The following is a 26,140-nucleotide window of genomic DNA, read 5'->3' as shown; positions in this document are numbered from 1 at the left end:
GTATTATGAAAACTAAATATATAGTATATGCTTTAGGTCTGGCTTTACTGTCAACCTCTTGTAGTGATTTCCTGGATGAAGATCCGAAGGGACAATTAACTCCCTCAACGTTCTTCTCCACTCAGGAAGAATTGGACATGGCTACTTATGCCTTATATAATAAGATATGTATGATCCAAACGAATACCAATCCTACTATTCCCAGTTGGCAAGGTGACGATTTAACGACTAATCCAGGCAGTAATAAACAAGCCTATGCAGAGGTTGATGCATTCCATCCGACCGATGCGAATAAAGGAATAGAAGCCGCCTGGCAAACCTCTTATACAGCTATCAAGGCTGCAAACTACATTATTTTAAATGCAGAAAAAACTCCAACAACAAAGGAAGAAGTCAACATTGCAATCGGTCAGGCAAAATACTGGCGTGCAGTCAATTACTTCTGGTTAGTACGTCGTTGGGGACCTATACCTTTGGTATTGGATAACGAAGTAAATTATGAACGCCCGCTGGCATCAGTTGAAGAGGTGTATACTCAAATCGTAAAAGATTTGCAGGATTGTATTGCAACTCTTCCTACTGATTACTCTGCTGCACCACGTAAATATGAAGGTGCCAATGTGTACATTACAAAGCAAGCTTCTCAAGCCACTTTGGCAGCTGTTTATATGGCAATGGCAGGTTGGCCTCTGAAACAAACGCAATATTATGCTTCCGCTGCAGAACAGGCTAAGGCTGTTATCGATGGTGTAAACGCAGGTACGTATGAATATATTCTGGAACCGGAATATAAATATGTATACGCTCCGAGTCATAATTATACAAACGAAACGGTTGTAGGTATCAACTACTCCCGTGCATTTACATGGGTTGAAGACTCTCAGATGACAGATAGTAACCTGTTCGAATCACTCGGTGGTTGGGGTGATGGTTGGGGTGAAATTAAATTCTGGAAAGAATTCCCGGCAGGTCCTCGTAAAGATGCGACCTATAATCCTAAAATCTTGAAAAAAAATACAGCAGGAAATGAATTACTGGATTGGTGGGATAAAGATATACCTGAACAACACCCGATGTTCTGTATCTTTACGATCGGTGAAGACGGAGGAGATTATGATTACACGAAACCTGCCAATACAGGTTGGATGACCAATGACCATCGTCACCGTTTGATCCGTTATTCAGAAGTGTTGCTATGGTATGCTGAAGCACAGGCTCGTGCAGATGGTACTCCTAATGCAATGGCTTATGAATGCTTGAATAAAGTGCGTGAACGTGCCGGCTTGGATCCTGTATCCGGATTGAGCGGTTCTGCTTTTGCTGATGCAGCATTTAAAGAACATGGATGGGAAGTTGCCGGCTATTGGGTCGGTATGGTGACTCGCCGAGACGACCAGCTGCGTATGGAGTTATTGGAACAAACCTTCAACGAACGTAAAACCAATACCTCGATAGAAGTAGCTCCTGGCGTTTCTATCGCAGAAACCGTATTGATCCCTTCTGCTACAACATGGCAAGGTGAAAAATCAATTTATTTACCTTATCCATCAACGGATAAACAGCAGAATTCAAACCTGACCCGTTGAAGTGAACTAGAAAAAATAAGGTATTAGTCGAAGGTGTTTTTCTAAGGCTTAAGCCTTATTTGAGACTGTCCCGGGAGTGATCTCGGGCAGTTTCTTCTCTCTCTTTTTATATCTTTTTGCATGTTTAATAATTTAATATAGTTGTGATACCATGAATTTAAAGTTTATACCACTATTGTTGTTATGTGCAAGTCCTCTTTTAGGCCAGGAGGTTAACATGAAATCCATAACAGAAAAGATCCCAACCTACCAGATCGGTAGTCCGGAAATTGATCCGATCTTTTTTACCGGCCGTGTTTATCAGGGAGCCGAAGGATATATCTATCCCTATCCATTGTACGATGTATTGACAGAGAAAAAGACGGAACAGGAATATAACGTGCTCCGACTGGACAATCAATATGTCGACATCTCCATCCTTCCCGAAATCGGGGGACGCATCTTTGCGGCAGCCGATAAAACAAACAACTATCCTTTCTTTTACACACAAACCGGAGTAAAACCCGCCTTGATCGGTATGCTGGGAGCCTGGCTGTCAGGCGGTGTGGAATGGAATATACCCGACCATCACCGGGCCAGCAGCTATATGCCTATCAACTGGACAATGAAAGAAAACGAAGATGGAAGTAAGACGATCTGGGTAGGAGAAACAGAGTTACGTCACCGGTTGAAATGGTCGGTAGGCGTATCGGTATACCCCAACCGTTCATGGGTGGAAGCCAAGATCAAAGTGATCAATCCGACACCGATGATCCAGTCGATGTTATACTGGGCAAACGTATCCGTACATTGCAACGACCAGTATCAGGTTATATTCCCACCCGATGTACAATTCGGAGCTGACCATCATAAAGTATACTTCACCAACTGGCCGGAAGGAGAAACAACTGTTGGTGACGGAAAAACAGAAGACCTGTCCTGGTGGAAAAACTTCACGGGAAGCTCCCGTTCGATTTTTGCCTGGGGAAGCGAAATGTCTTTTCTTGCCGGTTATGATTATGGAAAAGATGCCGGTACCGTGCACGTTGCCAACCGTCACGTTGTGCCCGGTAAGAAATTCTTCTTATGGGGTAATAACGCAAACGGCGAAATGTGGAATAAAATATTATCCGACAACGACGGGCATTACCTGGAGTTGATGGTGGGCGGCTATTCCGACAATCAACCCGATTATAGCTGGATAAATCCGGGCGAAATCCGTGAATTCAGCCAGATATGGTATCCCGTAAAAGGAATCAAAGGCGTTAAGAATGCCACAGATGATGCTGCGGTAAACTTTGAATCGACCGAAGGTAATAACTATCGTGTAGGTTATTGTGCAACTACCTTATACGAAAATGCCCGTGTCATCGTAAAATATAAAGACCGGTTATTAATGGACAAGCGGATCGATATCGATCCGGACAAGTATTTCCTCGACCAGGTATCCGTTCCGGATCTGTCGGATGCTTCGGCTCTCTATACAGCACTTTACGATGCAGAAGGAAACCTGTTGGTCGATTACCGTCCGGTCGTATTGGATGAGAAACCATTGCCGAAAGTCATCGATGGGACCCAGCCGGTCAAAGAATATAAAACGAACGAGGAACTTTACCTTGCCGGTCTGCGTGTCGATCAGTTCAATAACGCACGTCTGGATTACATGGACTTCTATAATGAAGCATTGTCACGCGATTCAATGGATGCACGTGTAAATATCGAAGTGGGAAAACATTATATCCGTCAGGGAAAATGGGAAAAAGCCGCGTTGCATCTAAACCGTGCACAAGCTCGCCTGTCGCATGACTATACCACTGTGAAAAATACAGAAGCTTTATACTATCTGGGATACCTCTATCAAATGACGGGAAATACAGCCAAGGCGATAGATGCTTATTGGGCTGCTACCTGGACTCCTGATTTCAAGCACCGGTCTTTCTACGAGTTAGCGGTATTGGCGGTAAAAGACAAGGATTATAAGCAGGCAATGGATATGATCACCCAGTCTCTCCATGTGGGTGACCGTGATCTCCAGGCGCTTACACTGAAAGCTTATATTCTCCGGATGCAGGGCAAAAAAGAGGAAGCACAGGAAACAATCCGTTATATCCAGGGAATCGATCCGCTGGACTACTGGAGTGCAGCCGAAGCCAGCCTGGCAACTTCGCAAGGCGCGTCTTTCCTGAACACCGGAACAAATCATAATAGTAAAGGTATTATCGCTGTACAAGAATTATTGGAAGTTGTGTCCAACTACATGACGATAGGAGCTACCGAAGATGCTTTAACCTTGCTGAATGGAGCAATCGCTTTAGGTGAACCGTATGCTTCCTACCCATTGCTCTATTACTATAAAGCATACAATCTGTTGAAACAAAATAATCAGACTGAGGCCGTTGCCTGTCTGGATAAAGCCGGATCATTATCTCCGCTGAATAATTATCCCTTCCGTATAGAAGAGATCAACCTGTTCGAAACATTACTGAAAGAAAGTCCGGATAATTCATATCTCCATTATCATCTGGGCAATCTGCTTTACTATCTCGGACAAAAAGAGACTGGCCTCAGCCATTGGATACGTTCTACCGAGCTTGATCCGTCGTTCGCGATTGCTTGCCGTAATGTCGGATTCGGCTATGGTTGTCTGAACGAGCTGGATAAATCCATGAAGTATTATGACATGGCTATCAAAGCGAATCCCAATGATCCTCTCCTGCTGACGGAATCGGATAAGATATACGAACAAGCCAACCAGCCGGCCAATGTACGGTTAAAACGATTGGAATCTTATCTTAAAACCGTGATGAAACATGATGATGCCGTTATGCGTCTGCTGACGCTGTACAATGCTTCCGGCCAATACGACAAAGCAATAAAAATACTCGACAACCGGCATTTCCATCTTTGGGAAGGTGGCGGACAAGTACACGATATCTACGTTGACTCTCACATGCTGAAAGGCATGAAACTTTTGAAAGGGAAACGCTACAAAGATGCGATCCGTGAGTTTGAGCTGGCGAACCAATATCCTGTCAATCTTGAAGTCGCTCCTTCACCAAGAGGCGGATACGAAGCGAAAGTATATTATCTGTCGGGCGTTGCTTACGAAGCAATGAATCAAGCGAATAAGGCCAAAGAATGTTTCGAGAAATCTGCAAATACCGGTTTCAGAAACAGATTGACCGATTTGAACTACTATAAAGTCAAATCTTTAAGAAAGTTGAATAAGAACGAAGAAGCCGATGCCACACTTGCCGATATGCAAAAGAGCCTGGAACACATGCAGAAAAACCTGATGGACTCGTATGCCAAATTCGGAGAGGCCAATCAGAATGTACAACAAAGTAATATCTTGTATTATTCCGGTCTGGTACATCTGTTAGAAAATAATCCTTCAGCAGCCAATGAAGATTTCAAACAAGCAATCCAGCTATATCCCGGGAACATCTGGGCCAAGCTGATGGGAGAAAAATAAACGCCTTTTGATTAATAAAGGTTTTTCCAAATAAAAAGAACGATTTTCTAAAACAATAGAGGATCGTTCTTTTTTTATCTACAGGTTTATAAAGATAAAGGAAGATTTATAACACTATTTTCATTATATTTACGACCTATTACAAACCTTGGGAATGGAGAAAACGACAGATTTAAAAGCATTTAATCAATTATTCACTGACTATCAAGGCAGATTTATCCGCTTTGCTAATACGTATGTCAGGGATATTGCCGTTGCCGAAGATTTTACGATCGAAGCATTAATGCATTATTGGGAAAACCGCCATTCGCTGGAAGAAAACTCAAATGTACCGGCCTATATTCTAACGATCATAAAAAATAAATGTCTCAACTATCTTCAGCACCTTCAGGTAAGAGAAGATGTTAACCAACAATTATTAAATCATGCGGAATGGGAGTTAAACACCCGTATATCTACTCTTGAAGCATGTAATCCGGATGAATTATTTACGGCCGAAGCACAAGAGATTGTAAACAAAACCCTGGCCGGCTTACCGGAACAGACCAGGGTTGTTTTTGTTATGAGCCGTTATGAAAACAAATCTCATAAAGAAATTGCAGAGAGACTGGGCATAACCACTAAAGGAGTAGAGTATCATATCTCTAAAGCACTGAAGAAACTTCATACCAACCTGAAGGATTATTACCCGGTTTTCCTCTTCTTATTTCTTAATTAAATACTCAATTCTTTTTCCAGTATCAACCGATGGCGGCATTGTATGCCGTTCTCCCAAATCGGTTCCGGATAGTTCCGGACGAAGTAATCACGATCCAGCACTTTCAGGTCAAACCCTTCTTGTTGGTAAAGCATTAGGGGGCCCGGGGCGGAAGTGCCGGTACATACTTTCAGAGAAGAAAGGTGGTTTGCCACAGCCCACTCGTCGGATATATAGCGAAGCAGGCGGCGTGCAATTCCTCTACGCTGAAAAGATTCATCCACCGCCAGGTTCATCAACTCGGCCATATCCTCGCTCTGCTTTTGTACGACGGCTACTCCAACAGGCTGTTGTTCAAAAACAGCGACGAAGCAATCCGATGTTTTCAGGTACTTATCGACAAATTCACGGCTGGGATCGGCCAATAGAAGCAGATCGTAAGGGTAATCTGTTGTTTGTTTGATTTGTATTTCCATATCAGGCAATTATTTCTACAATATTTCCGTCGGGATCGGATATGGAACCTTCATAAAAACCGTCGCCCGTAGTACGCGGTTCTCCGAGGATGGTATATCCTTCTTTACGGAATAATTCTATCATACCATCGACATTCTCTTTCGAGCCGACAGAAAAGGCAAAATGCGCAAGGCCGATAAACAGCCCTTCCTTTTCCCCGGTTACATCCGTCCGCTGCATAATTTCCAGGGCGGCACCACCCTCAAAAGTCACAAAGTAAGAGGCAAAACCTTTCTTCGGATTTACATACTTTTCATTGCTCTTTCCGTTAAAATACTTCACATAGAACTCACGGGCACGTTCAAGTTCATTTGTCCAGATAGCAATATGAGTCAACTGCATAATATAATAATGATTTGGTGAATAGCAAAGATAAACAAAAAGCCCGGACAGACATAACATCCATCCGGGCCTTTATATAGATCAGAATAATATCTTATTTACAGATACGACAATCGGCACAACGTGCCAACTCGCCACGGAAACGTTTTTCTACCAGTTTATGCAAACGGTCTTTCAATGCATCCATACGGACATAATCAATCACATCGGAGGTAAAAGCAACGCTCAGCATCATCCGGGCTTCATTCAAAGGAATACCACGGCTTTGCATGTAGAACAGAGCATTTTCATCCAACTGTCCGGTAGTCATACCATGCGAACATTTTACATCATCGGCGTAGATTTCCAACTGGGGCTTGCTATACATACGGGCTTCGCGGGTGGCACACAGGTTGCGGTTTGTCTGATAAGCCGCCGTTTTCTGTGCATCTTCCTTCACGAGGATACGGCCGCTGAAAACGCCCACTGCCTGGTCGTTCAGTACATTCTTGAACAGTTCGGTGCTGGTACAGTTAGGTACCGCATGTGTGATATGGCTATAGGTATCGACCTGTTGTTCACGGTCGGCTACTGACATACCACAGAGGGTGGTTTCGGCATACTCGCCGTTCAGTTCAATATAATAGTTGTTGCGGGTCAGTCCGTTATTCAGCGTAATACCGTTCACCAGGACGTTGCTGGATGCTTCCTGCTTCACATGAACAGATGTGAAACGAGTGGTAGATATACTGCTTTCTTCCAGGTCGTAATAATCGAAATAGGAACCTTCACCGGCAAATATCTCTACTACTTGCGTGGCCAGGAACTTCACATCATCTATACTATGGTCACAGATCAGCAAGCGAGCTTCCGAGCGCGGCTCCATGATGACAAGGATACGGCGGTTAGCCATTGCGTCCACGTCACTGCGGAATATATTGATCAACTGGATGGGACGTTCCACGGCAACGCCTTCCGGCACATACAGCACGAAGCCGTCCTGCGCCAGCATGGTATTCAAAGCGATGATACCGTCGTGGCTGCTTTTAGCCGCTTTTCCGTAATAACGGGCGGCCACTTCAGGATACTTTTCGGCAAACATTTTCAGGCCGCCTGCATATACACCTTCCGGCAGATGAGCTTTCGGCATCATCTTATCGTAGAAAGTGTCGTTAATCACGAAATAGAGCGAAGTGCTGAGGTTCGGGACATCACAACGGAACACGTCGTACGGGTTCACCGGGATGGCCAGGCGGTTTATATTCACTCCGTAATCGGGAGCAAAAGCCTGCGCTACATCCGTATATTTATAATCTTCACTTTTCACCGAAGGAAAGCCCAGGCGCTCGAAATCGGCCAGCGCCTCTGCACGCGGAGCATTCATCACCGCTGCACTATGCCGGCACACCAGGTCTTCATAGCGGGTAAAAAGATCGATATATTGTTGTTCGGCTCTCATCTCACTCATCCCCCATCTCTTTCTTAATCCAGTCGTACCCTTTTTCTTCCAGCTCAAGAGCCAGTTCCGGGCCGGCGGTCTTTACGATACGGCCTTTGTAAAGTACATGTACCACATCCGGTTTGATATAATCGAGCAAACGCTGGTAGTGGGTGATCACGATCGCTGCATTCTCCGGCGTACGCAGTTGGTTCACACCGTTTGCCACGATACGGAGTGCGTCGATGTCCAGGCCGCTGTCCGTTTCATCGAGGATAGCCAGTTTCGGTTCGAGCATGGCCATCTGGAATATTTCGTTCCGCTTCTTTTCACCACCGGAGAAACCTTCGTTCACGCTGCGGCTGGCCAGTTTGTTATCCAACTCGACGATGGCACGCTTTTCACGCATCAGTTTCAGGAAATCGGTGGCAGAAACAGGTTCAAGCCCATTATATTTGCGATGTTCGTTCAGGGCGGCACGCATAAAGTTCACCATGCTTACCCCCGGTATCTCAACCGGATACTGGAAGCTGAGAAAGATACCTTCGCGGCTGCGGTCTTCCGGTTCGAGTTCCAACAGGTTCTTTCCGTTGAAAGTAACTTCACCCTGAGTAACTTCAAAAGCCGGATTACCTACCAATACACTGCTAAGGGTACTTTTTCCCGAACCGTTCGGCCCCATGATAGCATGTATCTCACCTGCTTTCACAGAAAGGTCGATGCCTTTCAATATCTCTTTGCCATTCACGTTGGCATGTAAGTTTTTTATCTCTAACATATCTGTTGTTATTTCTCTATATTTGTTCCATATTCATCGCGGGTGATGCGCGATAGCTATCACGGACGTCGCGCGATTCCGCTTTATCCTACGCTACCTTCCAAAGAGATGGTCAGCAGCTTCTGTGCTTCGACGGCAAACTCCATCGGGAGCTTGTTCATTACCTCACGGGCATACCCGTTTACAATCAGGCCGACGGCCTCTTCTACAGAGATACCGCGTTGCTGACAGTAGAATAGTTGTTCTTCACTGATCTTACTGGTGGTCGCTTCGTGTTCCACCACAGCCGTCTCATTCTGGATATCGGCATAAGGGAACGTATGCGCGCCACAAGTGGAACTCAGCAACAAACTGTCGCACTGGCTATGGTTGCGGGCTCCTTCCGCACGGGGAGAAACCTTTACCAATCCACGGTAGCTATTCTGGCTATGACCGGCAGAAATACCTTTCGATACGATCGTGCTACGGGTATTCTTTCCCAGATGGATCATCTTCGTTCCGGTATCGGCCTGCTGGTAGTTGTTCGTTACAGCCACGGAATAGAACTCGCCTACGGAATTATCTCCCGCCAGGATACAGCTCGGATATTTCCAGGTGATAGCCGAACCGGTTTCGACCTGCGTCCAGGAGATCTTACTGCCTTCGCCCTTACACAATCCGCGTTTGGTCACGAAGTTGTAAATACCGCCTTTTCCTTCTTTATCGCCCGGATACCAGTTCTGCACGGTCGAGTATTTCACCTCGGCACGTTCTTTGGCCACGATCTCCACGATGGCGGCATGAAGCTGATTCTCGTCGCGCATCGGGGCGGTACATCCTTCCAGGTAACTTACATACGCCTCATCGTCGGCAACGATCAGCGTCCGTTCGAACTGTCCGGTATTTGCCGCATTGATACGGAAATAGGTGGAAAGCTCCATCGGGCAGCGCACGCCTTTCGGTATATACACGAACGATCCGTCCGAGAATACAGCCGAGTTCAATGCTGCAAAGAAATTGTCGCGATAGCTTACCACACTCCCCAGATACTGTTGTACCAGATCCGGATGGTGTTGCACCGCTTCGCTGAATGAGCAGAAGATAATCCCTTTCTCGGCCAGCGTCTCTTTAAAGGTTGTCTTTACGGACACGCTATCCATCACGGCGTCTACAGCCATACCAGCCAGTTGTGCACGTTCATGCAAAGGGATACCCAGTTTGTCGAATGTCTTCAGCAATTCCGGATCTACTTCATCGAGGCTTTTCGGGCCCTCTTTTTTCTTTGGAGCTGCGTAATAGATTATATCCTGATAATCGATCGGAGGAATGTTCAGGTGAGGCCATGTCGGCATCTCCAGTGTCTGCCAGTGGCGGAAAGCCTTCAGGCGGAACTGGAGCATCCAGTCCGGCTCATTCTTCTTGGCAGAAATAATACGGACGGTTTCTTCATCCAATCCTTTATGAATAACCTCCGTATCGATATCCGTAACGAAGCCGTACTTGTAATCGCTGCTCGTTACCTCATTAATTATGTCGTTTGACTCCTGCATATCTATATATTAATATTTAAAACAAACCATTTACTCCTTCCATGAAAACAGATTTCCGGGGTAAATGGTTGGAACTATTTCTTTAACTGAATGATAGAACCGGGATTCTACCTTGGCTTCCCGCGGAATCAGCACCGAACCACGGTCGATACCTTCGAGTATATTCAGCAACAGACTGACAAAAACGATCATCAGCCCCAGACCCAGAAGACCGCCGGCCAGATGGTTTAATACACTGAGCGGTGTAACCCCGACCACCCTGTGTACGAGCTCCCCCGCCAACAAGACAAATCCCAGGATCAGGATAAACCCGGCCACATAACTGAGTACCGTTACTCCCTCGGCCGGAAACCAACCCAGGGCGACAATATATCCCCTCAACCAGGCAGCCGCCTTGGCACAGAAAAAAATGGCAACAAGGAGGGCTATAAGCGAAACAACCTGTTTGATCATTCCATCAAACAGGCCTTTCGCAAATCCAATTCCTGCCAGACATAGCAATGTAATGTCTAACCAGTTCATGGTTATAGAGTTTTCTTAACTTCTGTTTCTTCGTAAGACTCGATCACGTCGCCCACCTGAATATCATTAAAGTTATTGATGTTCAAACCGCAATCCAAACCGGCTACCACTTCCTTCACGTCATCCTTGAAACGTTTCAGTGAACCGAGCTCTCCGGCATATATTACGATACCGTCACGGATCAGGCGGATCTTGTTCGTACGTTTGATCTTACCTTCCTTAACCACACAACCGGCAACCGTACCGACCTTTGTGATCTTGAATACCTGGGTAACATCCACGTAAGCGGTAATCTCCTCCCGGATTTCCGGCGACAACATACCTTCCATTGCACTCTTCACCTCTTCGATCGCATCGTAGATGATTGAGTACAGACGGATTTCAACACCATCTTTTTCCGCATTACGGCGAGCCTGTACAGACGGGCGAACCTGGAAACCGATGATGATGGCATTCGAAGCAGCCGCCAATACAACATCCGATTCGGAGATCTGACCGACAGCCTTGTGAATAACATTCACCTGGATCTCTTCGGTAGACAAACGGATCAGCGAGTCGGACAGGGCTTCTACGGAACCGTCCACGTCACCCTTCACGATCACGTTCAGTTCCTGGAAGTTACCAACCGCAATACGACGGCCTATATCATCCAGTGTCAGCATCTTCTGGGTACGGATACCCAATTCACGCTGTAACTGTTCACGACGGGTAGCGATTTCACGTGCTTCCTGCTCGGTTTCCAATACATTAAATGTATCACCGGCCTGAGGAGCACCGTTCAGACCCAGGATCAATACCGGTTCTGACGGACCGGCCTGTTCCACACGCAAGTTACGTTCGTTGAACATAGCCTTGATACGTCCGTGGTGTGTTCCGGCCAATACGATATCGCCCATCTTCAGCGTACCATTCTCAACCAACACGGTCGATACATAACCACGTCCTTTATCCAATGACGATTCGATGATCGAACCGACGGCACGTTTCTTCGGATTAGCTTTCAGATCCAGCAGGTCTGCTTCCAGCAATACTTTTTCAAGCAGCTCTTCCACACCCATGCCTTTCTTGGCAGAGATTTCCTGGCTCTGATACTTACCCCCCCAGTCTTCAACCAGATAGTTCATATTTGCCAGTTCCTCTTTGATCTTCTCCGGATTAGCGTGAGGCTTATCCACCTTATTGATAGCAAACACGATAGGAACACCGGCAGCAGAAGCATGGTTGATCGCTTCGATGGTCTGCGGCATCACGGCATCGTCGGCTGCTACAATGATGATAGCAATATCGGTCACCTTCGCACCACGGGCACGCATGGCGGTAAACGCTTCGTGACCTGGAGTATCCAGGAAGGTGATACGGCGTCCGCTGGACAGTTTCACATTGTAAGCACCGATGTGCTGTGTGATACCTCCGGCTTCACCGGCAATAACGTTTGCTTTACGGATATTATCCAGCAAAGAAGTTTTACCGTGGTCGACGTGTCCCATCACTGTTACGATAGGCGGACGTGCTACCCAGTCTTCTTCGTTATCGTCTTCTTCGTCGGCATTGATGGCTTCCACCACTTCCGCACTGACATATTCTGTTTTGAAACCGAACTCGTCGGCTACGATATTAATTGTTTCAGCATCCAGGCGCTGGTTGATGGAAACCATGATACCGATACTCATACAAGTAGCGATGACCTTCGTTACAGGAACGTCCATCATGTTGGCGAGGTCGTTTGCCGTAACAAACTCGGTCAGCTTCAAGATCTTGCTTTCCATTTCCTCCTGTTCCATCATTTCGTGTTCGCGCTTAACGGCGGCATCACGTTTATCACGACGATACTTGGCACCCTTGTTATTCTTGTTACCCTTGTTCGTCAAACGAGCCAGGGTTTCTTTGATCTGCTTCTGTACATCTTCCTCGCTTACTTCAGCTTTTACAGGCTTTTTCAGACGTGGCTTGCGATCGCCCTGATTAGCCGGACGGCTATAGTTCGTACCCGGCGTATTGTTTACATCGACACGATCCTTCTTGATACGGTTACGTTTCTTTTTAGCATCCGCGCTGGCTTCACCCGGTTTAACAGGTGCACCCGGCTTAACAGGAGCTCCGGGCTTCACCGGTGCACCCGGTTTGGCATTCGGATCTTTCGGACCTTTATGGAATCCCGGTTGTCCGGGTCTGTTGTTGTTACTGAACTTGTCGCGCTTGTCGTCACGTTCCTTCCGTCTCTCTTCCTTTGTTTTCTTCTTAGGACGAGTAGACTGGTTCAAGGCGTTCAGGTCAATCTTACCGGTCACCTTGATATTCGACTCGAACTTCGGAGTATTCAACCGGAACAGGCTATCCTCTTCCGATTCAGCCGAAGACTGATTTTCAGCAGTCGTATTACTCACTTCTTCAGAAGAGTTTGTCGTCGTTTCCGGCTTCTTGATAATCTCCGGTTTTTTCTCTTCGATTCTTTCTTTTTCCACAACTATCTCTTTTACTTCTTTTTTCTCCACAGGTTTTTCCACATGAACCGGTTCCTGCTTTTCCTGTTTGGCAGGGGCTTCCACAGGTTTTTCTTCAGGAGCAGGAGAAGGAGCAGAAGCTTTTTCTACAACAGGTTGCGGTTCTACAACAGGCGGCTGCTGTACAACTTTAGGTTGCTGTATGACGGTAGGTTGCGGAGCTGCAACCGGTTCTTCTTTCACTTCAGGAGCTTCCTGATGTTTTTTATGCTGTCCATCCAGGTCGATGTGGCCCTTCGTTACGATTTTGGGCTTGAACTCTTCCGGGATCACTGTTTTAATTTCCGAGGTCTTCTCTTCTTTCACAGAAGTAGTTTCTCTTTCTTTATCTCTTTCTCTGTGAGGACGTTCTACCACACGGGGACGTTCAAAGCCACCATCAGGCAGATCCTTTCCAAACTCTTTTACGAGCAAAGCATACTGTTCATCACTGATCCTCGTGTTGGGGTTCGCATTCTCCTCAACAGGCTGACCTTTCTTGTGTAGAAACTCAACAACCGTGTTGATCCCTACGTTTAATTTTCTTTGTACTTGTATTAATTTTATGGGCATATCTAACTTTGTCGTAATACTTTTTATTCCTGACTTTCATCTTCAAATTCGGCAGATAAGATAGCGAGTACCTCGTCGACTGTTGTCTCTTCAAGGTCGGCACGTTCAATCAATTCCTCACGGTTCATAGCCAGAACGCTCTTCGCCGTGTAGCAACCGATATTTTTGAATGCTTCGATTACCCAGCTGTCTATTTCATCTGTAAATTCATCCAGATAAATGTCTTCCTCATCAGCTCCTTCCACATCACGGAATACATCTATCGTGTATTCAGTCAACATACAGGCCAGTTTAATATTCAAACCGCCTTTACCGATCGCCAATGAAACTTCTTCAGGACGAAGATAAACCTCTGCCTTATGTTCTTCTTCGTTCACTCGTATGGAGGAAATTTTCGCCGGGCTTAATGCACGCTGGATAAACAGCGATACATTGGATGTATAGTTAATTACATCGATGTTCTCGTTTCTCAACTCACGGACAATTCCGTGGATACGGGAACCTTTCATTCCTACGCAGGCACCTACCGGGTCGATACGGTCGTCGTACGACTCAACAGCCACTTTTGCCCTTTCTCCCGGGATACGTGCGATAGCCTTGATCGTGATCAGGCCGTCGTTAATTTCAGGAACCTCAAGTTCAAATAAGCGCTGCAGGAACATTTTATCTGTGCGCGACAGAATGATCTTCGGATTATTATTGTAGTTATCCACCTTTTGTACAATCGCACGAACGGTTTCCCCTTTACGGTAGAAATCGGAAGGGATCTGTTCTGTTTTCGGGAGCAGCAACTCATTACCCTCGTCATCCAGCAACAGGATCTCTTTCTTCCACACCTGATACACATCAGCTGCTACAATATTTCCTATTTTGTCTTTATATTTAGCATATAAACTATCCTTCTGCAATTCAAGAATTTTTGAAGCCAGCGTCTGACGCAGGTTCAGGATGGCACGACGTCCGAAACCGGCGAAAAAGACTTCATCAGTCACTTCTTCACCCACTTCACAGTCGGCATCGATCTTACGGGCCTCGGTCAACGTTAGTTGCAGATTCGGATCTTCCAGTTCGTCATCAGCCACGACAATGCGGTTTCTCCAGATCTCGAAGTCACCTTTTTCAGGGTTGATAATTACGTCATAATTCTCATCCGTACCAAACATTTTAGCGATTACGTTACGGAAGGAATCTTCCAATACGCTGATCATCGTATCCTTATCTATATTTTTCAACTCCTTGAACTCCGCAAGGGTGTCAATCATACTGATTGTTTCCTCTTTCTTGGCCATAATCTTTCTTTACTTGAATCTTATTAGGTATTTTGTATATTTTATTTCATCGAATGTATAGGATTGATCTTCCTGAACGGTAACTTTTCGTTTTGACCCTTCGGGTTTTACCTGTTTTTCAACGGTAACTACCACCCCGTTATCATCAGCCGATTTCAATACTCCGGTCAGTTTCACGCCGCTTTTCAGCAACATTTCCACTTCGTTTCCTATATTCTTCACATATTGACGAAGCACTTTGAACGGAGAAGTAACGCCTGCCGATCCGACTTCCAGTTCGAAATCTTCCACCTCACGGTCCAGATGTTCTTCCACATACCGGCTCAATGCTGCACAATCGTCGATGCAAACACCCTCATCATTATCTATCTCAATAATAATAAGGTTTCCCGGTTTAATTACCACGTCAACTAAATAGTTGTCGGAAGAAGCCAATTTCTCTTCAACCAACTGAGTTATTACTCCCTTTTCAATCATAAACATACTGTTAAGAACAAAAGAAGGGGACTACCCGCCCCCTCCTCATCTTCGCTTAATCGCCCGCAAATATACAAATAATCAGCGAGTTTTCAAATAAAATCTATCTTTTTATAAGAAAATGAAGAAAATCATCATCCCGGCCGGCCATTTGGTATCTTCCGGTTTTTTCCGTTCCTTTGCATTCCGAATACAAGGGGGTGCTTGCAGCGTTCTGGATATGGAACGTACCGCAGGCTGAGATGATACCCATATTACCTGATACGGATAATGCCGGCGAAGGGAATTGTAAAACATGGTATACTTCTTCACACAACACACCTCACCTATTCACTTATCAGGTTTTAAACTTTAAGGACAAAAGGATGAAAAGTGTATTGATTATCTGTGCCGGATCTCTGGCCTCATTCGCAGCAGCGGGAAACCGTCCCGAGCCTGTCGATTCTCTCAAAATTTCCCGTGATATATCTTTAAACGAAGTGGTGGTCACAGCCACCAGGGTAGCCAAAGGTACGCCAGTAGCTTACAGTGAATTATCAAAAAAAGAACTCACCCGGAAGAATGACGGACAGGGGATTCCCTACCTCATTTCCCAGTCACCTTCCGTGATCATGACATCCGATGCCGGAACAGGGATCGGATACTCCGGCTTCCGTATCCGTGGTACGGATGCCAACCGTATCAATATCACCGTCAACGGCGTTCCGGTCAACGACTCCGAATCGCATACCGTCTTTTGGGCGAACATGGCCGATTTCGCTTCTTCCGTCGACAACATACAGATACAGCGCGGAGCGGGAACATCCACCAACGGAGCCGCCTCTTTCGGTGCCACCGTCGCCATGCAGACACAGAAACCCGACCTGAAGCCTTATGCGGAATACGCTATTTCTGCGGGTTCGTTCGGAACCGTAAAAAACTCCGTCAAAGCAGGAACAGGACTACTCCATGAACATTTCGTATTCGACGCCCGCTATTCCAATATCCAAAGTGACGGGTATATCGACCGGGCAACGGCCAACATGCACTCCTACTTTGGCTCCGCAGCTTATTACGGAGATAACACGTTGATCCGTTTCCAGACTTTCGGCAACGTGGAAAAAACATACCAGGCATGGACAGGCGTCCCCTCCTATCTGTTGGAAAGCGACCGCACCTATAATCCATGCGGTGAATACACCGAGAACGGCATCACTAAATTCTACAATAACCAAACAGATAATTACTGGCAGCAAAACTATCACCTGATGGCCAGCCAGCGTCTGGGTGATTTATGGAATATGAGCCTGACCCTCCACTATACGCACGGTGAGGGGTATTACGAAGATTATAAGGCCGATGCCAAATTCAAATCCTACAAACTCAGCTCTTATATCAACGGAAAGGGAGATACAATAACACGTTCCGATCTCGTTCGCCGTAAATGGCTGGACAACGATTTCTACGGAGCCGTTTACAGTGCCAATTACCGTGCCGAACGCCTCCAGATGAGCTTCGGTTCGGCCGTTAACAAATATACGGGCGATCACTTCGGCCGTGTCATGTGGGTAAAGAACAGCGAAGCACTTCCGGAACCGGATTTCGAGTACTACCGTAATACCGGTAACAAACTGGATTATAATGCCTATGTAAAGGCAAACTACCGGATACTCCCCTGGCTGAACGGATACCTCGACTTACAATACCGTGGCATCCATTATTCCATTAAGGGTAGCGACGACAAAGCCGGTGAAAACGTCCACGTCAATAAATACTGGAATTTTTTCAACCCGAAAGCCGGCATCAATATCCAGCATGGAGGACATAACGCATTCGTCTCTTTCTCGGTAGCCAACCGCGAACCGAACCGCGACAACTTCACGGAAGCCGCCCCCGACGAACGTCCCGTCCATGAAACTTTATATGACTACGAAGCCGGCTACAGTTTCGGCAACCAGCGCTTCCGCGTAGGAGCCAACCTCTATTATATGGATTACAACAATCAACTGATCCTGACCGGAAAGATCAGCGAAATTGGCGAAGCGTTGACCACCAACATCAAAGACAGTTACCGCATGGGTATCGAACTGACAGGTGGCGTAAGCATCACCCACTGGCTCGACTGGAACGGGAATGTTACGCTAAGCCGCAACAAAATAAAAAACTTCACCCAATATATAGACAACTGGGATACCGGAGGCCAGAACAGCAAATATCTGGGAACAACCGATATCGCTTTCTCACCCGGTATCATTGCCAACAGCATGTTCGACTTCAACCTGAAAGGATTCTCCGCCAGCTTTAATTCGCAGTTTGTCGGCCGTCAATACATCGACAATTCCTCCGACAAAGGACGTTCGATCGATCCTTATTTCGTGAACAACCTGCGTGTTGGATATGTTTTCAAACCGAAATTCATTAAGGAAATCGGTGTGGATGTAACGATCAACAATCTTTTCAACGAACAATATGAAACGAATGCCTGGGTATACTCCTATATCGAGAACGGAACCTTGAAAAAGGACGACGGTTATTTCACCCAGGCAGGCACCAGTGCGATGGCGCGCGTCACCTTCAAATTTTAAAAACAATGGAACAAATACTGGAATATTTCGGAGTCATAACCGGGTTACTTTACCTGCTGTTGGAAATCAGGCAGCATAAAGCCATGTGGGTGGTAGGGTTCCTCACCTCCCTGGTATATGTCTTTGTCTTTTTCTTCTCGAAAATATATGCCGACATGGGGCTGAACATATATTATGTTGCGATCAGCATCTATGGTTTCTGGAAATGGGCGCAGACAGATAAAACGGCGGATAAGGAAAAACCTGCCTCCGAAACGATCCTGTATTGCCATATCACCTGGCCGTTATTCGGAGGGATAGCCCTGGCTATCCTTTCCATCTACGGACTGCTCTATTACGTGCTGCACAACTTCACCGACTCTCCCATCCCGATGGGCGACGCCTTCACCACTTCAGTCGGCATCGTCGCCACCTGGATGCTGGCCCGCCGCATCATCGAGCACTGGATATTCTGGGTTGTCGTAAACTTCGTCTCGGTATATCTTTATTACCTGCGGGGCCTTTACCCTACAATGTTTTTGTATATTTGCTACGCAGTTTTAGCAATAGTCGGTTACATTACATGGATAAAAAAAGGAATAAATACAAAACAAATATGAAATATTGAAAATAACCTCTACATTTGTGAAATCAAACAAATTTACTAATAACAAAACCTTATGAACACAATTCTTAAATCCGATCTCGAATACAAACAATGGCTTATTGACCTTAAATATCGTATTCGAAACAGTCAAATCAAGGCTGCACTGAAAGTTAATACCGAATTAATCATTTTATATTGGGATTTAGGAAAGGAAATTGTTTCCAAGCAAGAACAATCACAGTGGGGCGATGGGTTGATCAAACAATTAAGCTCTGATCTGCAACAAGAGTTTCCTGATATGAAAGGTTTCTCTATCAGCAATATCAAATATATAAAACAGTGGTATTTATTTTATTATAAGCATATTACAATTGGCCAACAAGTTGTTGGCCAATTAGAGAACACACTAAATATTCAAGATTTAGTATCCCAAATCCCTTGGGGGCATAATCTCCGCATCATTGCTCAATGCCAATCAATAGAAGAAGCTCTGTTCTATATTCATAAAACCATCGAATACGGTTGGAGTCGCAGTATGCTAGATACACATATCAAACAACAAGAATTTCAACGGACGAGACATTCCATCTCAAATTTTTCCCGTTTATTACCAACGATTCAAAGCGATTTGGCTCAACAACTACTAAAAGATCCTTATAATTTCGATTTCCTGACGCTTACAAACAACTATAAAGAGCGAGAGTTAGAGAATGCGCTAACCGATAATATAACAAAGTTTCTAATAGAACTAGGGGCTGGCTTTGCCTACGTAGGGCGACAAGTACCATTAAAAGTTGGAGACAAAGAATTTTATCTTGATTTACTTTTTTATCATTTAAAATTACGTTGTTATATCGTTGTTGAGTTAAAAGCCACTGATTTCATGCCAGAGTACACCGGAAAACTAAGTTTCTATCTGACAGCAGTGAATGATTTATTAAAATATCCAACCGATAATCCAACGATAGGCCTTTTAATATGCAAAAATAAAGATAGTTTTATAGCCGAATATTCATTAAAAGGAATCAATCAACCTATAGGAGTATCAGAGTATGAACTCACCAGACTATTCCCTGATAATTTCAAAGGAAGTCTCCCGTCTATTGAAGAAATAGAAGCTGAATTAAAAGAATAAACAATAATAAAGAAAGGAATAAAAACGAATGATAACACCTTATGATTGTGTAGTGGTTGCTAACGGAAGTTTTCCGCAGACAACCTGGCCGCTGGAACTTTTGAAGAATACCCCCGTTATCATTGCCTGCGACGGGGCTGTACAAAATCTGCATGAACGGGGATTGATACCGACGGCCATCGTTGGCGACCTCGACAGCATCCCTTCGGAAATGCTCGAACGATACGCCGACCGTATCCATGTGGTGGAAGACCAGGAAATAAACGACCTGACAAAAGCCGTCCGGTTCGCCCATTCTTCCGGCTATCAAAAATTACTGATCCTGGGAGCAACCGGGCTGCGGGAAGACCATACACTGGGAAACATATCTCTCCTGACTGATTTCTCCCCCCTGTTCGAAACAGTAGAAATGATCTCCGATTACGGACGCTTCATCCCCGTACTGCAAACAGCCACATTGCCAAGCATACCCGGCCAGCAAATATCGATCTTTTCCATGTATCCCTGCGGAGAAATAACCACCGAAGGTTTGCGCTGGCCTATTACCCGCCGGCGCCTGACAGCCTGGTGGCAAGGATCCCTCAACGAAGCCCTGGGAACAAGCTTCACGCTCACCCTCTCCTCCGATGCCCGGTTGATCGTCTATTTCCAAACCCCTCTTCCGGCATAACCGTCAATAAAAAAAATGCCCCGGAAGGAAACCACTCACTTCCGGGGACTTAATACACCCTCAATTTTACAACTTAGTATATTAAAACCTCACGGTCTTACGTTATGCTGGTAATTTATTCAGCTGCCAAGCCTTCCATTCAGGAAAACCATCGATGTTATCATTTATCTGAAATAATAACTTATCGTCAGCAACTTGTTTCAAGACTGTTTTAGGAGCAAGAGGCAAACACATGTCGTCTACTTCAAAAAAAGCCTTCAACAGGATCACATCATAGCCTTCGCGAACAATTTCCTTTTTTATTACCACCGGTACTTTTAATTGTGCCAGGTAATAAGCGGAACGTTCATAGGCACACCATTTATTTCCCTCCAGATAGAGATGTACTCCGTTCTGGTTGTCAATCTCGTTTACTAAAACGTTCTCAACTAATGATGTAAATTCCATATTATTATTCGTTTGTTTTTTCATGATTCAATCTGATACAAAAGTATGCCTAATTCTTTCAAATCATACATGGTAAACCAATCAATTATGTATGTTGAAACTATCAAAAAGGGCATTATCCTCTCTTTTTTTCTGCAATTCATTCAAATTGTCTGCAGCACCTGTCACACCTGCGGCTTTTGCCTGCTTCAGAAGAGTTTCAGCACCATCCAGATCACCCTCAATTAATTTCAGAACACCACGGGCATGAATTGCTTCAGCCGAATCACCTGCTTTCAACAAATAATTCTTTGCAGCTGCGTAATCGCCTTTCCCTATAGATATATTTGCGGCATTCAGGTTCGCCACAGGATCCGAACTGTACATGCGTACAGCCACATCAAACACATCATTATAATCTTTACTACCCGTTTCATAGCTGTTGGCTATAGCGAACATTTCGCTCAGGCTCAACTGCTGCGGGCGCGTCTTGATAATTTCACGTCCTTCTTCTACGGTGAATTCACGTACGGTATAATCAATACGGTATTCAGAGCGACGTAATGACGGGAAAATATTATTCAATACATAACGATAGGCCGCTCCACCTTGCAAAGCACGCAATTTAGCTTCTTTCCGGTCGGGTTCATCATTACTGCTGATAATAGCCAGTACCCCGTCACGTGCCGGAACATCCATATCGGCTTTCGTTTTCTCTTCAAAACCTTTCCAGTCTTCCGGCTCGGAAGCCAGTGTAAAGAAATCGAGGCTGAAGTTATTCTGTGTACGGATATAATCACGCAATGCCTTCACACGTCCGTCCGCCAACCGCTGGTTGCTTGCATAACTACCTTCCGGAGAAGCATATCCCTTCAGGAAGATTCCTTTCGGAGTGATATTCTTATCGGAGGTGACTGTCCGGATCGTCCGGTCGATCTTCGCCAATTCTGCTGCATTATTACGGAAGTCCGGTAATATCTGCGATTTACCCACCTGAAAATCCAGATAAGCCGTACCCACCTCGGCACGATGTTTTTCCGTTTCCGCTTCCGGTGATATATACACCAAGGTTGGTTGAACTTCGTAGCGTTTTGTCGGTGCCATACGGATCTTGTCGGCAATAACCAACGGGCTAACAGGCTCTTCTTTTCCGCAACCGCATAAATTCTGAGCCAGTACGAAACGGGCATCCTTCATCCACGGCTCCCAGGCCACAGCCATCTTATAAGGAATGACATGCTCGGCCGCATCCCTGGCACGAAGCACTTTATAACGTGGTTCATCCTGCAGATTCTTCAACGCAATCTCACGCTGATAAACTTTCTGACGATTTTTACCGTTCAGCAAGATAGAAGGAAGTCCTTCTTTCTGAGTTGAACTTTCCAGCAGCGGAGTCAGCGTCAGCGATTTACGCGATTCGATCAGATCTCCCTGCACACGGATCGTTGCATCGATATAAAGAGAATCACCTTTCTGCATCAGATCGTTGCATGATACGCTGATCGGGCTCTTTGCTGTTTGTGCAAACGTATTTACCGATCCTGCAGCCAACACAGCAGCTACCATATAGATATTTATTCTGTTCTTCATTGTCCCGATCATTTAATAAAGTAGATAAAAGAAAGAGCGGCTTTCGTCACACCGAAATAGTCTTTCGATTTGCTTGTATGGTTTCCGCAAACAGCACAAGGATATTTGTCATGATCCAGATGTGCCCAACCTACACCGATAACCGCTTCCATACTCCAACGGTTGCTCAGCAGCCACTGATAGCCATAAGAAAGACCGGCGCCGTACAAGGTTCCCTGATAACGGTTGTTTTCCATATTCTCTCCGAGGAACTTAATTCCGCCGACGTTGTAATCGGCATAATGTCCGTGTACTCCGAAGAAATGTCCGTTAAACTTTTCACACAGCCAGTAGCGCACTTCCGGCTGTACCAACCAGTGTTTAAAACGGGTATCGTCTCCCAACATCCAACCGTTATAGTTACCGGACAGATCCAGTGACCACTTTTTGCTTAATCCCACTTCCACTCCCAGGTTAATGGTAGCGGTGGCATCATACAGCAAGTTAGACTTCACCGCAAACTTCTGTCCATAGACATTCGTCATACCTGCCAGAAGCAAAAAGAGGAAAAGTACTTTTTTCATATACATTGTAATTTTATATTATTCTTCAATCATGCAAATCTACACAAAAAGAAAGATTATCAACGACTGCAAAGATAAATATTTGAATTACTATCAATAATAGGCAAGTCTTTCAACTTAATAGGGTAAATCTACCATATTTCCACTGATTGATAAGAATACCGCTTCTATCGAGGATTCAAGAGAGAAACACCACAGGTCTAAGCCAACAAAAAAGGCACGGAACCGATATACGGTCCGTGCCTGATACTAATCCGAGGTTATTCAATCACCGGGCGATCGTCCTCACCACCTCCTTCTCCTCCACCGGTTTCGTCGGTTTTGGGGATTTCGAATTTCTGGATGCTTACGTCACTCAACATATCTTTGAAATAAGCACCCGGGGTGAAGATTATTTTGCGGTGGCGCAAAGATTCTGCATTCACATCCTTCTCATTTTCCTGGCTTTTGCAGCCGAAAGCGGGACGGAAGGTTCCGAAATCACCCAGCTTCACCGACAAATGGTTTTCCAGATTCCAACGGATCGCATCGATCAGACCATCGGTCACCATTTTCACTATACCTCGCGGTGCCATTCCTACCTTGGTTACCTGATCGCAAAGAGCAGGATAATTCACTGTACCTGCCAGCAAAGGGCGGGCTACATACTTCGGTGTCTTGGTTTTATCAAAACCGAAAACCGTTTTCTTTACTACATACTTTAATCCCATGATAATTTATTATTAAATGATTATAAAAAAGATCTTACACTCTTATCGTTGTTCGGATTTCCTGACACTGACATTACTCAGTACTCTTTTGAAATCTGCGCCTGGAGTAAAAATTATTTTGCGGTGACACAAAACATCTGCATTCACCTCATTTTCTTCATTCTGACACTTACTGCTGAAACTCGGACGCAACGTGCCGAAATTTCCCAGCTTCACCGACAAATGATTAGTCAGATTCTCCTCCAACACTTCGAACAAACTCTCAAGAACTAATATTACCATACTGCGTGATGCCAACGCTCCCACTTTGGCTACCTGATCGCAAAGAGCAGGATAACCAACCGTACCTGCCGGCAGAGGGCGGGCTACATACTTCGGTGTCTTGGTTTGATCAAACCCGAAAACTGTTTTCTTTACTACATACTTTAATGCCATACTAATTTTGTTTTAATGATTACGAAACAAAGGTATGACAGGCTGTTCTGATGAAAACGCTATAATGCGGTATATGAGGGTGAAGTAGGGTAAAGTAGGGCCAAAGAGGTCAAACTACGCTCAATACCGATAAAACCCTATCAAAACAGCAACGCCATCCTACCTTTGTTTCTCGATTATGAGACAAAGATAGGATGGCGCTTCGGTGGCAAAGGAAGCTATGGAAGGATGTGGAACTATTCGGGTACTTTATGTTGAAAAATTTACAAAAAACTCCGGTTGACAGATATCAACCGGAGTCTATAGCTTAATTTTATTTCTAATTGAATCCGAATCCTGGAACTGTTACAGTATTATAATCCTGAATCGAAACATTCAACGTTCCAGTACTTTGAGGTGTAAAATCAGTGATCGTTGCTGTTACATTATATAAATGACCGAATTCAATCATTTCAGACTCCTTCCCCTTTATAGAAAAAGAATTATTATAACTACCCAATTCACTTCCTATTGATTCTTCATCCGGTATATCAATAGAAGAATCATCATCTTTCCAATTCCCCATAGTAGTAAAAAACACAGTATTACTTCCTTTCCACCCTGATTCCATTTTAATTCCCTCACTTCCTGTACTACCCCAAATCTTTGGACTATATACATCCGCAAATACGAACCAGTCAGTTGTAACTGCAGTCTTCTTCAATATATATTTTTTCACTACGTGTCCTGAGAATGAAACCTGTAAAGGTTCTTTTGTTTTTACTCCTTTAGCATATGTATAAAATGAATATTTTCTAGTTATATTGTTATAATCCATTTTATCATATTCCAGTAAATTACTCATATTATTTTCTTCATATGGAAGAACAGCAATCGCTTGCGTTCTTATATTTCCAATAAAAATTTTATCAATCTCTATTGTCTTTCCCATGTATTTATCTACACGTATCGCTTTATAATTGCGAATATAAACACCTTTAGGACCATTACCTTGAAAAGAAATAATCGGACGGTCTCCATAATATAATTCATTACTTTGGGGAGGTTTAACACCAGCAGGAAGACTATTCCAATTTTCCAAAGGGAAAATATCTTCATTTCTAACTAGACCAGCTGCTTCAAATTTTTCTAGAACCTCTTCCACTGAATACTTCTTTTCAATATCCAATTTCAGATTTGTCCCCATTTCATAATAGGTTTCTTCAAATTTCACATCTGTTTGTTTCACATTTATTACAAACTCGATACGTGCAGCAAGTATATCCAAAGGGACTTCTATTCTCTTATTTTGAGATGATACTTCAAAATTTTCAATTTTACCATATTTCAACAACTTAGATGCATCAAAAGCATATTCCTTTGTACCCTCTTTTATTGACTCAAAAGCCTTGAAACTATTACACGCTTCATAGGCCTCTTTCTTTATTTCATCAACATTTGCAATAACCATTACTGTATAGGCATGGTTATTCATTAATTTCAAACTTGAAGCGACTTTATATGTTTTATCTTTATCCTCAGTTAATGACGAAATAAACTGCGTTGATATCCATTTCTGCTCTGTTTTATCATAAATACCCAACACACAATTTTGAACTTTTAATTCAAAATCTGTTGGTTTTTCTGTCTCTGGAGAACCTGCTTTTGTTATTGCCGGTACTGAACTTAGAATGATTTGAACCTCAGAAGTCGATTCATTCAATTCATCTATTGCTGTTTCTTCCGAACAAGAAGACAAGCCAAAAAGAATTAAAGAAATTCCTACTATTATATTTTTAATATTCATGATATATATCTTTTA

Annotated in this window: 22 protein-coding genes and 1 riboswitch; of the genes, 7 read left to right on the top strand and 15 right to left on the bottom strand. The window is 44.5% G+C overall.

Translation table 11 applies throughout. The features are described 5' to 3' along the window. Positions 1–5 precede the first annotated feature (5 nt). From HMPREF1536_RS12645 to HMPREF1536_RS12635, 3 genes are all read left to right on the top strand, one after another. The gene (locus HMPREF1536_RS12645) at positions 6–1,586 is read left to right on the top strand and encodes a RagB/SusD family nutrient uptake outer membrane protein (protein WP_028729836.1); all 1,581 of its coding nucleotides are present in this window, start codon (positions 6–8) and stop codon (positions 1,584–1,586) included. Positions 1,587–1,803: 217 nt separating this feature from the next. Then, on the top strand, positions 1,804–5,040 hold the full coding sequence (locus HMPREF1536_RS12640; protein ID WP_225607939.1) for a DUF5107 domain-containing protein: 3,237 nt from the start codon (positions 1,804–1,806) through the stop codon (positions 5,038–5,040). A gap of 154 nt (positions 5,041–5,194) precedes the next feature. Then, the gene (locus tag HMPREF1536_RS12635) at positions 5,195–5,758 is read left to right on the top strand and encodes an RNA polymerase sigma-70 factor (RefSeq protein WP_028729838.1); all 564 of its coding nucleotides are present in this window, start codon (positions 5,195–5,197) and stop codon (positions 5,756–5,758) included. On the opposite strand, the gene HMPREF1536_RS12630 is transcribed toward HMPREF1536_RS12635, so the two are convergent. The 9 genes from HMPREF1536_RS12630 to rimP form a co-directional block, all read right to left on the bottom strand. Next, positions 5,755–6,213: a GNAT family N-acetyltransferase gene (locus HMPREF1536_RS12630; RefSeq protein ID WP_028729839.1), complete on the bottom strand. Its 459-nt coding sequence runs from the start codon at positions 6,211–6,213 to the stop codon at positions 5,755–5,757. The two genes, HMPREF1536_RS12635 and HMPREF1536_RS12630, sit on opposite strands and share 4 nt — an antisense overlap. 1 nt (position 6,214) lies before the next feature. Continuing rightward, positions 6,215–6,595, bottom strand: a complete 381-nt coding sequence (locus tag HMPREF1536_RS12625) for a VOC family protein (RefSeq protein ID WP_028729840.1) — start codon at positions 6,593–6,595, stop codon at positions 6,215–6,217. A 94-nt stretch (positions 6,596–6,689) separates the two neighbouring features. Further along, positions 6,690–8,042, bottom strand: coding sequence for a Fe-S cluster assembly protein SufD (gene sufD, locus HMPREF1536_RS12620; protein ID WP_081693415.1), 1,353 nt, complete (start codon positions 8,040–8,042; stop codon positions 6,690–6,692). After that, entirely contained in the window at positions 8,035–8,790 is a 756-nt protein-coding gene (sufC, locus tag HMPREF1536_RS12615) for a Fe-S cluster assembly ATPase SufC (RefSeq protein ID WP_028729842.1), read from the bottom strand. Before sufC ends, sufD begins: the two co-directional genes overlap by 8 nt. An 83-nt stretch (positions 8,791–8,873) precedes the next feature. After that, positions 8,874–10,319 (bottom strand): Fe-S cluster assembly protein SufB, encoded by a 1,446-nt coding sequence (gene sufB, locus HMPREF1536_RS12610; protein ID WP_028729843.1) that lies wholly within the window; start codon positions 10,317–10,319, stop codon positions 8,874–8,876. Between the two features lie 30 nt (positions 10,320–10,349). Then, positions 10,350–10,841: a CvpA family protein gene (locus tag HMPREF1536_RS12605; RefSeq protein WP_028729844.1), complete on the bottom strand. Its 492-nt coding sequence runs from the start codon at positions 10,839–10,841 to the stop codon at positions 10,350–10,352. 2 nt (positions 10,842–10,843) lie between these two features. Beyond that, positions 10,844–13,894 (bottom strand): translation initiation factor IF-2, encoded by a 3,051-nt coding sequence (gene infB, locus HMPREF1536_RS12600; protein WP_028729845.1) that lies wholly within the window; start codon positions 13,892–13,894, stop codon positions 10,844–10,846. A 23-nt stretch (positions 13,895–13,917) separates the two neighbouring features. Next, complete coding sequence (gene nusA, locus HMPREF1536_RS12595) at positions 13,918–15,183, bottom strand: transcription termination factor NusA (RefSeq protein WP_028729846.1); 1,266 nt, start codon at positions 15,181–15,183, stop codon at positions 13,918–13,920. Between the two features lie 9 nt (positions 15,184–15,192). Beyond that, complete coding sequence (gene rimP / locus HMPREF1536_RS12590) at positions 15,193–15,660, bottom strand: ribosome assembly cofactor RimP (RefSeq protein ID WP_028729847.1); 468 nt, start codon at positions 15,658–15,660, stop codon at positions 15,193–15,195. A gap of 186 nt (positions 15,661–15,846) precedes the next feature. Beyond that, positions 15,847–15,963: riboswitch (TPP riboswitch) on the top strand. 62 nt (positions 15,964–16,025) lie between these two features. On the opposite strand from rimP, the gene HMPREF1536_RS12585 reads away from it, so the two are divergent. Genes HMPREF1536_RS12585 through HMPREF1536_RS12570 form a run of 4 tightly spaced genes read left to right on the top strand, consistent with a single transcriptional unit; the run spans position 16,026 to position 20,615 of the window. Then, positions 16,026–18,224: a TonB-dependent receptor gene (locus HMPREF1536_RS12585; protein ID WP_028729848.1), complete on the top strand. Its 2,199-nt coding sequence runs from the start codon at positions 16,026–16,028 to the stop codon at positions 18,222–18,224. 5 nt (positions 18,225–18,229) lie between these two features. Then, positions 18,230–18,823 (top strand): nicotinamide riboside transporter PnuC, encoded by a 594-nt coding sequence (gene pnuC / locus HMPREF1536_RS12580; RefSeq protein ID WP_028729849.1) that lies wholly within the window; start codon positions 18,230–18,232, stop codon positions 18,821–18,823. Between the two features lie 60 nt (positions 18,824–18,883). Then, positions 18,884–19,945 carry a PDDEXK nuclease domain-containing protein gene (locus tag HMPREF1536_RS12575; protein WP_028729850.1) on the top strand — a complete coding sequence of 354 codons (1,062 nt, stop codon included), beginning with the start codon at positions 18,884–18,886 and terminating at the stop codon, positions 19,943–19,945. 28 nt (positions 19,946–19,973) lie between these two features. Beyond that, positions 19,974–20,615 (top strand): thiamine diphosphokinase, encoded by a 642-nt coding sequence (locus HMPREF1536_RS12570; protein ID WP_028729851.1) that lies wholly within the window; start codon positions 19,974–19,976, stop codon positions 20,613–20,615. A 102-nt stretch (positions 20,616–20,717) separates the two neighbouring features. Here the strand turns inward: HMPREF1536_RS12570 and HMPREF1536_RS12565 are convergent, their stop codons facing one another. From HMPREF1536_RS12565 to HMPREF1536_RS12540, 6 genes are all read right to left on the bottom strand, one after another. Next, entirely contained in the window at positions 20,718–21,086 is a 369-nt protein-coding gene (locus tag HMPREF1536_RS12565; protein WP_369800797.1) for a hypothetical protein, read from the bottom strand. A gap of 57 nt (positions 21,087–21,143) precedes the next feature. Then, the gene (locus HMPREF1536_RS12560) at positions 21,144–22,631 is read right to left on the bottom strand and encodes a DUF3868 domain-containing protein (protein ID WP_028729853.1); all 1,488 of its coding nucleotides are present in this window, start codon (positions 22,629–22,631) and stop codon (positions 21,144–21,146) included. 8 nt (positions 22,632–22,639) lie between these two features. After that, complete coding sequence (locus tag HMPREF1536_RS12555; RefSeq protein ID WP_028729854.1) at positions 22,640–23,194, bottom strand: DUF3575 domain-containing protein; 555 nt, start codon at positions 23,192–23,194, stop codon at positions 22,640–22,642. A 260-nt stretch (positions 23,195–23,454) separates the two neighbouring features. Further along, complete coding sequence (locus tag HMPREF1536_RS12550) at positions 23,455–23,904, bottom strand: HU family DNA-binding protein (RefSeq protein WP_028729855.1); 450 nt, start codon at positions 23,902–23,904, stop codon at positions 23,455–23,457. Positions 23,905–23,946: 42 nt separating this feature from the next. Continuing rightward, positions 23,947–24,339: an HU family DNA-binding protein gene (locus tag HMPREF1536_RS12545; RefSeq protein WP_028729856.1), complete on the bottom strand. Its 393-nt coding sequence runs from the start codon at positions 24,337–24,339 to the stop codon at positions 23,947–23,949. A gap of 319 nt (positions 24,340–24,658) precedes the next feature. Beyond that, positions 24,659–26,125 carry a hypothetical protein gene (locus HMPREF1536_RS12540; RefSeq protein WP_028729857.1) on the bottom strand — a complete coding sequence of 489 codons (1,467 nt, stop codon included), beginning with the start codon at positions 26,123–26,125 and terminating at the stop codon, positions 24,659–24,661. Between the last annotated feature and the right edge of the window lie 15 nt (positions 26,126–26,140).

The organism is Parabacteroides gordonii MS-1 = DSM 23371 (assembly GCF_000969825.1).
Taxonomy (GTDB): Bacteria; Bacteroidota; Bacteroidia; order Bacteroidales; family Tannerellaceae; genus Parabacteroides; species Parabacteroides gordonii.
This window is presented reverse-complemented; position numbering and strand designations above follow the sequence as displayed.